At 65.9% G+C, this 11,539-nt stretch carries 10 protein-coding genes, 1 rRNA gene and 1 pseudogene; 7 read left to right on the top strand and 5 right to left on the bottom strand.

Annotation, left to right across the window (positions count from 1 at the left end; all coding sequences use genetic code 11):
• Window positions 1-27 precede the first annotated feature (27 nt).
• Window positions 28-1,047: a tyrosine-type recombinase/integrase gene (locus tag QPK32_RS23330; RefSeq protein WP_290415217.1), complete on the bottom strand. Its 1,020-nt coding sequence runs from the start codon at window positions 1,045-1,047 to the stop codon at window positions 28-30.
• Window positions 1,048-1,276: 229 nt separating this feature from the next.
• Between QPK32_RS23330 and QPK32_RS23325 the strand changes: the two are divergent.
• A pseudogene (locus tag QPK32_RS23325) lies at window positions 1,277-1,882 on the top strand (ATP-binding protein); the annotation flags it as partial.
• A gap of 7 nt (window positions 1,883-1,889) precedes the next feature.
• Here the strand turns inward: QPK32_RS23325 and QPK32_RS23320 are convergent.
• Window positions 1,890-3,095, bottom strand: coding sequence for an MFS transporter (locus QPK32_RS23320; RefSeq protein WP_290415174.1), 1,206 nt, complete (start codon window positions 3,093-3,095; stop codon window positions 1,890-1,892).
• Window positions 3,096-3,237: 142 nt separating this feature from the next.
• Window positions 3,238-4,206: a GlxA family transcriptional regulator gene (locus QPK32_RS23315; protein ID WP_290415173.1), complete on the bottom strand. Its 969-nt coding sequence runs from the start codon at window positions 4,204-4,206 to the stop codon at window positions 3,238-3,240.
• A gap of 283 nt (window positions 4,207-4,489) precedes the next feature.
• Here QPK32_RS23315 and QPK32_RS23310 point away from each other — a divergent pair, with 283 nt between their 5' ends.
• The 6 genes from QPK32_RS23310 to QPK32_RS23285 all read left to right on the top strand — a co-directional run bounded on the left by QPK32_RS23310 (window position 4,490) and on the right by QPK32_RS23285 (window position 9,371).
• The gene (locus tag QPK32_RS23310) at window positions 4,490-5,254 is read left to right on the top strand and encodes an SDR family oxidoreductase (RefSeq protein WP_290415172.1); all 765 of its coding nucleotides are present in this window, start codon (window positions 4,490-4,492) and stop codon (window positions 5,252-5,254) included.
• 62 nt (window positions 5,255-5,316) lie between these two features.
• On the top strand, window positions 5,317-6,081 hold the full coding sequence (locus tag QPK32_RS23305; RefSeq protein WP_290415171.1) for an SDR family oxidoreductase: 765 nt from the start codon (window positions 5,317-5,319) through the stop codon (window positions 6,079-6,081).
• 45 nt (window positions 6,082-6,126) lie between these two features.
• Window positions 6,127-6,645, top strand: a complete 519-nt coding sequence (locus tag QPK32_RS23300; RefSeq protein ID WP_290415170.1) for a hypothetical protein — start codon at window positions 6,127-6,129, stop codon at window positions 6,643-6,645.
• A gap of 9 nt (window positions 6,646-6,654) precedes the next feature.
• A complete protein-coding gene (locus tag QPK32_RS23295) occupies window positions 6,655-7,395 on the top strand; it encodes an ABC transporter ATP-binding protein (RefSeq protein ID WP_290415169.1) in 741 nt (246 codons plus the stop codon).
• A complete protein-coding gene (locus tag QPK32_RS23290; RefSeq protein ID WP_290415168.1) occupies window positions 7,392-8,966 on the top strand; it encodes a hypothetical protein in 1,575 nt (524 codons plus the stop codon). Before QPK32_RS23295 ends, QPK32_RS23290 begins: the two co-directional genes overlap by 4 nt.
• Window positions 8,967-9,029: 63 nt before the next feature.
• Window positions 9,030-9,371 carry a DUF1840 domain-containing protein gene (locus QPK32_RS23285; protein ID WP_290415167.1) on the top strand — a complete coding sequence of 114 codons (342 nt, stop codon included), beginning with the start codon at window positions 9,030-9,032 and terminating at the stop codon, window positions 9,369-9,371.
• A 12-nt stretch (window positions 9,372-9,383) separates the two neighbouring features.
• Here QPK32_RS23285 and QPK32_RS23280 read toward each other — a convergent pair whose 3' ends face one another.
• Together QPK32_RS23280 and rrf are read right to left on the bottom strand one after the other, a co-directional pair.
• A complete protein-coding gene (locus QPK32_RS23280) occupies window positions 9,384-11,123 on the bottom strand; it encodes a sensor domain-containing diguanylate cyclase (protein WP_290415166.1) in 1,740 nt (579 codons plus the stop codon).
• 207 nt (window positions 11,124-11,330) lie between these two features.
• Window positions 11,331-11,443: ribosomal RNA gene (gene rrf / locus QPK32_RS23275) — 5S ribosomal RNA — on the bottom strand.
• Window positions 11,444-11,539 lie beyond the last annotated feature (96 nt).

Here is an 11,539-nt window from a genome sequence, read left to right as displayed (position 1 = left end):
AACGACCTATCTTCATAATGCACTCGTCTACGCATCAAAACTCGCCTTCGCTTTGCCATATAAAAAATCAAGGGCATGCTCAACGACGGGAGACATAACTTGAAGACTCTGCAAATAGATATCAGTAGTCTCTAGTGAAGCATGCCCAAGGAGGACCTGAAGTGTTTTTAAGGGATTTATCGCGACACCTTTAGCGGCCTGACGCTCCAAGATATCCAGTACATTCAACGCAAACGTATGCCTGAGGCCATGGAACGTGGAATCAATCCCGGCGTGTTCACATGCGACCTTGAAGCGGCGAGAAACAGCTTGCTTGCTTATCTTGGTGCCACGCCTGGTCAGGAACACGCACTCACTATCAGTAGCATATCCCGGTCGCACCGTATCGATGTACCACCGGGTTTCGTCAATCAGTCCTTGCAAAACGAAGACGCTCTTTTCCCTTCCTCCCTTTCGCAAAATAGGCATCTCCACAATGCCACTAGTCGCTGGAATATCTGTCGCACGAAAAATATCGGACACAGTGAGGCGACAGATCTCCGCCCGCCGAAGTCCAGTCGTAAGCGCCCAAACAAAAATCAGCTGATAGGGCTGTGGTAATTGGCGTGCGATCAGCTGAAGAGATAACGAATCAATCGGCTTCGGTGACCTTGAGCGGACTCTTGGTAGAACGATTAACGGCGACGTTCGCGATCTCCAACCGCTTCGCCCTAGGCGAGCACTAGTACGAGGACTTTGCAGCAATTGCTTCCCCAACGGAGAAGTCGCCCAACTGTATGTCTGACACCATTCAAAAAAACGCACAACGACACCAACGCGAAGCCCAATCGTAGCGGCTGCCAGTTTTTTTCCTTCCCTCGAACTGGATAGAAAGTTCCGATATTCCTGAACATCACGCTCCCCTACCAGTTGATGCACAACGCCTCTATCTGACGCGTAATTCAACCAATCAACAATTGCCTCTGCATATGTTCGCTGAGTGTCCAGTTCTACACTTCGACTCCGCTGGCTACATGCCGCAATGTAGGCGGTTGCAGGGCCACACATAGCACCGTCACCTTGAATGATCAGGGCGATAGCTGGCGAGCTGCTATACCGCCGAGGGAATGCATCAGCGGATAGTGGAAGCCGCGCTAACTCAGCCTCTATGTGTCGTGAGAGGTTGGCAGGATGCAGCCAAATCAAGCGAAACCGGTTCTTTGCCATGAGCGCCTTCTAAGGTCGATCAAGAAGTCACTTTAGCGTAATAGAAAGGCATCTGGAACGGACAGACAATTTTGTATTCCTAATGCCGGAGTTCGACCGGCGCGTGCTGGAAGTGCTGCGCGAACCGCTCGAGTCCGGCGAGATCACGATTTCACGTGCCGCCCACCAGGCCGACTTTCCGGCCAGCTTCCAGCTGATCGCGGCCATGAATCCCTGCCCCTGCGGCTGGCTGGGCCACCCGTCGGCGAAGTGCCGCTGCACGCCGGACGCCGTGCAGCGCTACCAGGACCGCATTTCCGGTCCCCTGCTCGACCGCATCGACATCCAGGTGCCGGTGGCGGCGATGGCGCCCGAGGCGATGGCCCGGCTGGCCGACGGCGAGGCGAGCGGCGCCATCGCCGCGCGCGTGGCCCGCGCCCACGCGCTGCAGCTGGAACGCCAGGGCAAGGCCAACCGCACGCTGACGACGCGCGAGATCGACCGCCATTGCTGCCTGGGCCCGGGGGCGGAAGCGCTGCTGCGCGAGGCGATGGGACGCCTGCACTGGTCGGCGCGCGCCTACCACAGGGTGCTGAAGGTGGCGCGCACCATCGCCGACCTGGCCGCGTCGGGCGAGGTGCAGGCGGCCCACGTGGCCGAGGCGATCCAGTACCGCAGAGGACTGCGCGAGGGCTGAATCCGAATCAGGCCCCGACGGCGTTAGCCGGCACCCGCTGGCGCCCGATCGCCAGCGTCAGCAGGATCGCGGCCAGCTCGAAGCTGCCGCCGACCCAGCCGACGGCGCCGGCCGACAGGTGCGCGACCGTCCAGCCGCCGACCACGGCGCCCAGCGAGAAGCCGACGTACTGGAACGACGAGTTCAGCGACAGCACCACCGGCGCCAGCGCCACGCCGCCGCGGGTGACCAGCATGTTCTGCTGGGCCGGGAAGAAGCCCCAGGTGGCCATGCCCCACAGGACGATGCCGGGCAGCGTGAGCAGCAGCGGCCAGTGGCCGAAGCCGGCCAGGCTCGACAGGTAATAGAACGCGAGCGTCAGGAGGCCCAGCGCCGGGATCACCACGTTGAAGGAACCGAAGCGGTCGGTGGCGCGTCCGCCGACGGCCAGGCCGATGGCGGCCGAGACGCCCCACAGCAGCATCACCATGCTCATGTTCGACGCCGGCATGCCCGCCACCTGCGCCAGGTAGGGCGCGAGGTAGGTCAAGGGCGCGTAGGTGCCGATGCCCCACAACATGGTCACGACCAGCGTGGGCAGCACGCCCGGCTGGCGCGCGGCGTCCAGGCGGGCCTTCAGGCTGGGCGGCGCCACGCCGGCCCCGACCGACTTCGGCAGGCCCAGCGCCAGCGCCACGGCGGCGAGCAGCGACAACACGGCGACGGCCCCGAAGGTGGCGCGCCAGCCAAGGTGCGTCCCCAGCAAGGTGCCGAGCGGCACGCCGGCCACGATGGCGAACGTCATGCCGCCGTTGACGATGGCCAGCGCATGGCCGCGCCGTTCGGGCGGCGCCAGCATGCTGCCCAGTGCGTTCGCGCTGGGCATGTACAGGCCGGCCGTCAGCGCCAGCACGACGCGCGCGACCAGCAGGCCGGCATAGCTGTGGCTGGCCCAGGCCAGCGCATTGCCGACCGCGAATATGGCCATGCCGCCGACCAGCACGGTACGGCGCTCGAAGCTGCCGGACAGGATCGCCAGCAGCGGTCCGCCGACGGCATAGGTCAGCGAGAAGGCGGTGACGAGCAGGCCGGCCTGGGCCACGCTCACCGCCAGGTCGGTGGCGATGCTCGGCAGCAGGCCGGCGATCATGAAGCTTTCGGTGCCGATGGCGAAGGTGCCCAGCGCGAGGGTATACAACAGCCCCCTGGGCAGGGTCTTGGATTGCGCGTTCATCTCAACTCCTGTTCTGATCGATGGCGGGAATTGGATCGGGTCGTGCCGGATCCAACAGCGGGCCCATCTTTTCAGAACGGGAGATGACGCGTAGGACTAATTTGCCTCTTTTCCGGACATGTCCGCGCGCACTGGCAAACCGTCAAGCGTAGCTGGCCGTCATGGCCGCCTGCTCGCGGGCGGCGCGCTTGATCGCCTGCGGCGGCTGGCCGAAGGCGCGCAGGAAGGCGCGACGCATGCGTTCCGGGTCGGCGAAGCCCGTTTCGCGCGCGACTACGTCGATCGAATGGTTGCTGCTCTCGATCATGGCGCGCGCCGCCTCCACGCGCAGCACCTCGACGGCGCGGGCCGGCGACTGCCCCGTCTCGATGCGGAAGGTGCGGCTGAACTGGCGCGTGCTCAGGTTGGCGGCCTCCGCCAGTTCGTCGACGGACAGGGGCTTGCGCAGGTGCTGCTTGGCATAGCTGAGGGCCTGCTGGATGCGGTCGGACTTCGGTTCCAGTTCGAGCAAGGCCGAGAACTGGGACTGGCCGCCGCTGCGGCGGTGGTACACCACCAGCTGGCGCGCGATATTGCGTGCCAGGTCCACGCCCAAGTCGCTTTCGACCATTGCCAGGCACAGGTCGACGCACGCCGTCATGCCGGCCGAGGTCCAGATCTTGCCCTCGTTGATGAAGATGCGGTCTTCCTCGACACGCAGCTTCGGATAGGCGCGCTGCAGGTCGCGCGCCAGTTGCCAGTGGGTGGTGGCGCGCTTGCCGTCCAGCAACCCCGCTTCGGCGAGCAGGAAGGCGCCCGTACAGATGCTGGCGACGCGGCGCGCCTGCCGGCCGGCCTGGCGCAGGATCTCGATGAAGCCTGGCGACGATGGTTTTTTGCCGGGCAACATCTGCCCGGCCACCAGCAGCGTGTCGTAGTCGTGACGGGCGACAGGTTCCGTCAGCACGCTCACGCCCGAGGAACTGGTGACGGGACCGCCATGCTCGGACAGCATGGTCACTTCGTAGTGGGTCTCGTCGCTGAGGTTGTTGGCCAGTTCGAAGACGGTCGTCGCCATCAGGTCCAGGGCCTGGAAGCCGGGCGGGAACAGGAGTCCGATACTGCGTTTCATGATGTCCTCTAAGTATTCGATAAAAGCAGGAGCAAGCGGCCATCCCGGCAAGAGGACGGCAAGTTTGCTGCAGTGCATGATGATAATCATACGACACTCATCGTACTGCTTGCTGGGACAACTGACAGGACAGATAGGCCAGAAGATAGTGTGTGCACGCACATATTGTCTTAAAACGAGGTTTCTTTGTCTCTCAGGCGATTGCATTCCTGGCGAAGATGTTTCCCATGAGCTCAGCGCTCGACAACGGCACAAAGCCCGACACCATTTCTAGGAGAACATCATGCAACTGACCAACAACACCATCTTCATCACCGGCGGCACCTCGGGCATCGGCCGCGGCCTGGCGGAAGCCTTCCACAAGCTGGGCAACAAGGTCATCATCGGCGGCCGCCGCAAGGCCCTGCTGGACGAGGTCACGCGTGCCAATCCGGGCATGGCCTCGATCGAGCTGGACATCGCCGACCCGGCCGGCATCGAGCGCGCCGCCGCCCGCCTGATCGCCGACTACCCGGCACTGAATGTCCTGATCAACAATGCCGGCATCATGCCGTTCGACGATCCGTCGGCCGACATCGACGAGGCAACGGCGCTGTCCACCATCAACACCAACCTGCTGGGCCCGATCCGCATGACGTCCGCCCTGGTAGGCCACCTGAAGAAACAGCCGCGCGCCCACATCGTCAACAACACGTCGATCCTGGCCTACGTCCCCCTGGCCACCAACGCCGTGTACTCGGCCACCAAGGCGGCCCTGCACTCGTACACGCTGTCGCAGCGCTTCATGCTGCGCGATACCTCGGTCAAGGTGCAGGAAATCGCCCCGCCCTGGGTCAACACCGACCTGATCTACAAGGGCACCGACCCGCGCGCCATGCCGCTGGACGCCTTCATCGAACAGACGATGCAGGGCCTGGCCACCGACAAGGAGGAAGTGGTGGTCGAGATGGCGCTCGGACTGCGCAATAACGCGGGGCCGGATGAACACAATCTCGTCAACGCGTTCAACCAGGAAATGGCCGACAACCCGATTCCGGTCGGCGCCTGAACGCCGCGCGGCACCGGACCCCGTCCGGTGCCGTCCGATATCAACCTCATTCGAGTACCGATATGCAACTGAGCGACAACACCATCTTCATTACCGGCGGCACCTCGGGCATCGGCCGCGGCCTCGCGGAAGCCCTGCACAAGCTGGGCAACCAGGTCATCATCGGCGGGCGCCGCAAGACCCTGCTGGACGAGATCACGCGCGCCAATCCAGGCATGCGATCGATCGAGCTGGACATCGCGGACGCGGCCAGCATCGACCGTGCCGCCGCCACCCTGGTCGCGGACTACCCGGCGCTGAACGTGCTCATCAACAATGCGGGCATCATGCCGTTCGACGACGTGTCGACCGCCATCGACGAAGCCACGGCGCTGTCCACCATCGACACCAACCTGATCGGCCCGATCCGCATGACGTCCGCGCTGGTCGGCCATCTCAAGCGGCAGCCCCGCGCCGCGATCGTCAACAACACGTCGGTCGTCGCCTATGTGCCCCTGGCGACGACGGCCGTGTACTCGGCCACCAAGGCGGCGCTGCACTCGTACACGATGTCGCTGCGCTTCATGCTGCGCAACACCAATGTCGAAGTGCGGGAAATCGCCCCGCCCTGGGTCAATACTGACCTGATCTACAAGAGCGGCGATCCCCGTGCGATGGCACTGGAGCCGTTCGTGGCCGAGACGCTGCAAGGGTTAGCGGGCGAGCGCGAGGAAGTGCTGGTCGAGATGGCCCAGGCGGCGCGCAACAATCCCGGCCCGGGCGAGCACAAGATGATCAACGAGCTGAACCTGTACTTCGTGGACAATCCGATCCCTGTCGGCGCCTGACGCACGCGCGTATCGCTTTGCGGGGGAGCCTGTTACCATCGTGACATGCGCTCCCGCCCCGCTCCCCTCCTGGCACTCGCACCGGTGCTGCTGGCACTGGTCCTGCTCGCCGGCTGCAATCCCACCTACAACTGGCGCGAGGTCGCCGGTCCGGACGCGTCCTACCGCGTCCTGCTCCCGGCCAAGCCCGCCACCGTCACCCGCGACATCGACCTGGACGGCCTGCGCGTCGCCATGACGATGACGGCGGCCGAGGTCGAAGGCGCGACCTTCGCCGTCGGCACGGCCGAAGCGCCCGATGCCGCGCGCGCCCGTGCGGCGCTGGCGGCGATGCGGCTGGCGCTGGCGCGCAATATCGGCGCCAGCGCCGGCCCGATCGCCGCCGATGCCCAGCCCACGGCCGCCATCGATGCGCGCGGCGAGCGCAATGGCGTGCCGATGCGCGTGGTCGGCCGCTTCGAGGCGCGCGGCAAGCGCATCTACCAGGCGATCGTCGTCGGTCCCGTGTCCGCCATGCCGGCCGAGCAGGTCGAGCAATTCCTCGTTTCCTTCACGCCCCGCTGAGCGCCTTCCATGACCGATTCCTCCCCCGCCCTGGTACTGCGCGCGCTGCGCAAAGCGTTCGGCCGCCCGGCCGTCGACGGCCTCGACCTCACCGTACGGCGCGGCGAACTGTATGCGCTGCTCGGCCCCAACGGCGCCGGCAAGACGACGACGCTGCGCATGGTGACGGGGCTGCTGGCGCCGGACGCCGGCCAGGTCGAGGTGCTGGGCGTCGACCTCGCGCGCGATCCCGCCGCGGCCAAGCGGCGCATGGCCTACCTGCCGGACGACCCGCTGCTGTACGGCAAGCTCAAGCCTGGCGAGTACCTGGAATTCGTCGCCGGGCTGTGGGGCATCCGCGCGCTCGACGCCGAACCGCGCGCGCGCGAACTGCTAGACTGGCTCGACCTCGCGCAGCACGCGCACGAGCTGACCGAAGGCTTTTCGCGCGGGATGAAGCAGAAGCTGGCGCTGGCCGGCGCCCTGATCCACGATCCGGAACTCCTGATCCTCGACGAGCCCCTGACGGGCCTGGACGCGGCCGCGGCGCGCCAGGTCAAGGACCTGCTGCTGTCGCACGTGGCCAAGGGCGGCACCGTGATCCTCACGACCCACATCCTCGAAGTGGCGGAGCGGCTGGCGCAGCGCATCGGCATCATCCGCCAGGGCCGCCTGATCGCCGAAGGCACGCTGGAAACGCTGCGCGAGCGGACCCGCGGCGGCAGCCTGGAAGACGTGTTCCTGCAGCTGACCGAAGGACAGGCGGCATGATGGGCTTCGGAGCAGGTGCGCCGCCGGGCAGCGCGCGCTGGCTGCTGGGCCACGAATTGCGCCAGGCATGGTACGGCGCGGCCGTCAACGGCAGCGGCAAGCGCCGTCCGGGCACGGCGGCCATCGTCGCCTGGATCGCCGGCTTCGCCGCCCTGCACGTGTTCGCGTGGGCGCTGCTGGCGAAAGCGGGCGCCGGCGCCGTTGGACTGCCGCTGCTGGCGCCCGTGGTGACGGTCGTGCTGGCCGTCTGCGCCACCTTCATGCTGGCGACGGCGCTCAAGGCCTGCGTGCTGGCGCTGTTCGAACGGGGCGACCTGGACCTGCTGCTCTCTTCTCCCCTGCCCTCGCGCAGCATCTTCGCCGTGCGCCTGCTGGGCGTGGCGGCGAGCACGGCGGCGCTGTTCCTGTACCTGTTCGCGCCCTTCGCCAACGTGGGACTGGTGCGGGGCCATCCGGGCTGGCTCGGCATCTACGCGGCCGTCGCCGGCACCGCCATGGTGGCCGCCTGCGCCGCCATGCTGTCGACGCTGGCCCTGGTGCGCGTGCTGGGCGCGCGCCGCACGCGCGTGCTGGCCCAGGTGCTGGCCGCCGTGGCCGGCGCCGCGCTGTTCCTGATGACACAGCTGGGCAACCTGCTGGGCCACGAACGCAGCGCCGGCGTCGGTCCGGTCCTGGCCGCGCTGGCCCGGCATCCGCTGCTGGCGGCCGACAGCCCCTTGTGGCTGCCCGGCCGCGCGGCCCTCGGCGACCCGCTGCCGCTGCTGGGCATGCTCCTGCTGGCCGGCGCCGCCTTCTTCCTGACGGTGGGGCGCACGCACCGCTTCTTCGTGCACGGCCTGCAGCAGGCCGCCGGCAGCGGCCGCGCCGCCGCCCGGCCGGCCGGTGCGCTCACGCTGCGTTTTCGCGCCAGCCTGTTCGATACCATCGTCGTCAAGGAATGGCGCCTGATCGCGCGCGACCCGCACCTGATCTCGCAAGTGCTGCTGCAAACGCTGTACCTGCTGCCGCTGCTGCTGCTGATCCTGCGCGACGGCGGCCGGGTCGGCGCCGGCGTCAATCCCGCCGTCGGCGCCGGCCTGACGCTGCTGTGCAGCTCGATCACGGGCGGCCTGGCCTGGATCGTGATCTCGGCCGAAGACGCGCCCGACCTGCTGGTGTCGTCCCCGGCGGCGGGGCGTACGATCCGCCTGGCCAAGCTGGCCGCGGCGGCGATGCCGGCCCTGCTGCTGGTCGCGCTGCCGCTGCTGTGGCTCATCGTGCATGCGCCGCTGGCGGGCCTGCTGGCCGCCTTCACGACGGTGGCGGCCATCGTCAGCGCGGCCCTGATCGTCCAGTGGGTAGGCAGGCCGGCCCCGCGCAACAACTTCAAGATGCGCGGCAAGGAGAATTTTTTGTGCAGCATGTTCGAACTGGTGTCGACGCTGTGCTGGGGCGGGCTGGGCTGGCTGCTGGTCGCGCTGGCGGGCGGGGCATCGGAATGGACGCTGGCGGGCGCCGCGCTGGCGCTGGCCGCCGGCTGCGCCGTCCTCCTGCTTGCCTGGCTGCTGCGCCACCGTCAAGATGGGCGTTAACCACCGCCTAAGTCGAGACGTGATATCGTTCGATTACTAACGATTGACCGGAAAAACAAAACTATGCTGATCACTTTCAAATCCAAGGCCTACCCGAACGTTCTGATGTACCAGGAACACGCAAAACGCATCCTCGACCTGCTGCACAAGGACAGCGACCGCGGCGTCATCACCGCCGCCGAAGCGACCCAGGCAGTCAAGCTGCTGGAAAACGAGATCGAAGAAAGCCGCAAGCACCAGGCGACCGACGAACTCGAGGAAGACGTCAAGGCGCACCACGGCGACAATGCGGATGCCGAGCACGAGCAGGTGCAGACCGTCAGCTTCTCGACCCGCGCCTACCCGCTGCTGGAAATGCTGCGCGCCGCCCGCGACCAAAGCAGCGACGTGCTGTGGGGCGTCTGACGTCCTGATGCGTCAGTAGACCGTGGCGCCGCCGTAGGACGGCGCCACGATTGCCACCTGGCCCTTGCCCTTGCGCTTGGCCTGATACATGGCCTGGTCGGCGCGGGCCAGCAAGCGCGCCGGATCCTGCACGTCGCGCGGCATCTGCAGGGCTACTCCGATGCTCGCTCCCACCTGCACGGTGGCCGTGGTCAGCACGAACGGCTGCGACAACTGGGCCAGCAGGGATTCCGCCTTGGCCCGCACCTCGCTCCCATCGTTCAACAATTCCAGCACGACGACGAATTCGTCGCCGGCCAGGCGCGCCACCAGGTCGGTTTCACGGATATTGGCCTGGATGCGCTGGCCGAACTGGCGCAGCAATGCGTCCCCTTCCTCGTGGCCATAGGTATCGTTGACGGCCTTGAAGCCGTCCATGTCGAGGAACATCAGCGCGCACGGACGGTCCAGGCGCGCCGCCCTGGCCATCGCCTCGGGCAGCATCTGCACCAGGGCGCGGCGGTTCGGCAAGCCCGTCAGCACGTCGCGCATCAGGAGTTCCTGCAGTTCGGCGGTACGCTCGGCCACCGTGTCTTCCAGCTGCGCATTCATCCGTTCCAGCGCTTCGCGGTGGCGGCCTTCGCTGCGCAAGAGCTCGCGCATCGCATCCGACAATACCTGGGCTTCGTGGAAGCCGCCCACGACGGGAATCGACGCCGGCGTGGCCACGGCGGGATCGTGGGCGATATCCTCGATCGCTCCGCTGAGCACCTTCAACGGCTGCACCAGTCGCCGCGCCAGCAGCGCCGCAGCGGCTGCCAGCGCCGTCGCCAGCGCCAGGCTCAGCCACAACGCGCGGCGTTCGAAGTCGTGCGCCGACGCCATGGCGGCTTCCCTCGTCTGGCGCACCAGCACGCTCCAGTGCAAGCTGGTGCGCTCGTCCGTGCGGCCCGTCTGGCTGTAGCCCGTCACATAGGTCTTGCCGTCCGACCAGCGCTCTTCGATGGCGCCCGTGCGGCCGAGCTGGGCCAGCCGCAGGCTTTCGGTGGCGATGCGTTTTTCCAGGATCGCGTCGGGGCCGAGCAGGACGACACCGTCGCTGCGCACGACGACGATCTCGGCGCCGTATTCGCGCAGCGCCGGCGTCAGGAGGTTGCGGGCCAGGGAACGCGCCCATTTCCAGCTCAGGTGGATGGCCAGGACGCCGATCGGCGCGCCACGGTCGTCCTGGATCGGCCCGGCAAGGTCGACGAAACGCCAGGGATCGGGAGCGCGCGGCAGCAGGTCGCCCAGCAGCGTGGCCGGGTGATAATCCTCGGCGATCGCGGTGCGCTGGCCGGCCTTGAACCAGGGTCGTCCCGTGACGTCGCGGCCTTCGAGGAGGCGGCCGGTAGCGGCCTTGACCTTGCCGTCGATGCCGGCGATGCCGATCCAGGCGTAGTCGGGATAATTGCGCTGCATGCTTTCCAGCACGCCGCGGGCCAGATCGGGATCATTCTTGAGGCGGATGGCCGGCAGCGAAGACAGCACGCGCACGTCGCGCACCGCCTGCTCCAGCGTGCGGTCCAGGGAATCGCGCATCTGCCAAGACAGCTGCTCCAGGCGCAGGCGCGCCTCTTCGGAGGCGTGTTTGATAGCGAAATGGTCGACCAGCGTCAGCAGCAGGAACGAGGTGATCGCGACCGTCACGCAGGCAAACGACACCATCAGTGCGGCAAGGCGGAAAGCCTGGCTGCGCTTGGCCCGTGCATCGGTGTCGCGATCAGCGTTCATGTTTAATTTTCTATGGCAAAGCCGGAGATGCTACCGTAAATGTTGGTGTGCATCCAATTGAAAGTTTCCTGTCTGCCATATAAATAGTGGAGAAAACCACATTCGGAACATGGAAATGCGGTTCAACATGCGGTTCAGGATGCTTATCCGGCGCCCCAAAGCAAAAAACCCCACCAGGATCACCTGGTGGGGTTTTTCATATAACTAGCCTGACGATAACCTACTTTCACACTGGTTGCAGCACTATCATCGGCGCAAAGTCGTTTCACGGTCCTGTTCGGGATGGGAAGGGGTGGTACCGACTTGCTATGGTCATCAGGCATAACTTGTACGCATGTCGCTTTGTTGGGCGTCACGCTGAATCCGGAAGAAGTAAGTTCTTATTGTTCTCTGTGTGTTCAACAAACAGCTGAACC

The sequence above is a fragment of the Massilia sp. YIM B02763 genome (assembly GCF_030412015.1).
Lineage (GTDB): Bacteria > Pseudomonadota > Gammaproteobacteria > Burkholderiales > Burkholderiaceae_D > Telluria.
Note: the sequence above shows the minus strand (reverse complement) of the source record. Positions and strands in the feature narration are given on the sequence as shown.

What these genes read in the sequence shown, in the direction of transcription:
- QPK32_RS23280 (WP_290415166.1), bottom strand. Translation starts at nt 11,123, where the DNA reads ATGAACGCTGATCGCGACACCGATGCACGGGCCAAGCGCAGCCAGGCT.
- QPK32_RS23330 (WP_290415217.1), bottom strand. Translation starts at nt 1,047, where the DNA reads ATGTGTGGCCCTGCAACCGCCTACATTGCGGCATGTAGCCAGCGGAGT.
- QPK32_RS23290 (WP_290415168.1), top strand. Translation starts at nt 7,392, where the DNA reads ATGATGGGCTTCGGAGCAGGTGCGCCGCCGGGCAGCGCGCGCTGGCTG.
- QPK32_RS23315 (WP_290415173.1), bottom strand. Translation starts at nt 4,206, where the DNA reads ATGAAACGCAGTATCGGACTCCTGTTCCCGCCCGGCTTCCAGGCCCTG.
- QPK32_RS23305 (WP_290415171.1), top strand. Translation starts at nt 5,317, where the DNA reads ATGCAACTGAGCGACAACACCATCTTCATTACCGGCGGCACCTCGGGC.
- QPK32_RS23295 (WP_290415169.1), top strand. Translation starts at nt 6,655, where the DNA reads ATGACCGATTCCTCCCCCGCCCTGGTACTGCGCGCGCTGCGCAAAGCG.
- QPK32_RS23320 (WP_290415174.1), bottom strand. Translation starts at nt 3,095, where the DNA reads ATGAACGCGCAATCCAAGACCCTGCCCAGGGGGCTGTTGTATACCCTC.
- QPK32_RS23300 (WP_290415170.1), top strand. Translation starts at nt 6,127, where the DNA reads ATGCGCTCCCGCCCCGCTCCCCTCCTGGCACTCGCACCGGTGCTGCTG.
- QPK32_RS23285 (WP_290415167.1), top strand. Translation starts at nt 9,030, where the DNA reads ATGCTGATCACTTTCAAATCCAAGGCCTACCCGAACGTTCTGATGTAC.
- QPK32_RS23310 (WP_290415172.1), top strand. Translation starts at nt 4,490, where the DNA reads ATGCAACTGACCAACAACACCATCTTCATCACCGGCGGCACCTCGGGC.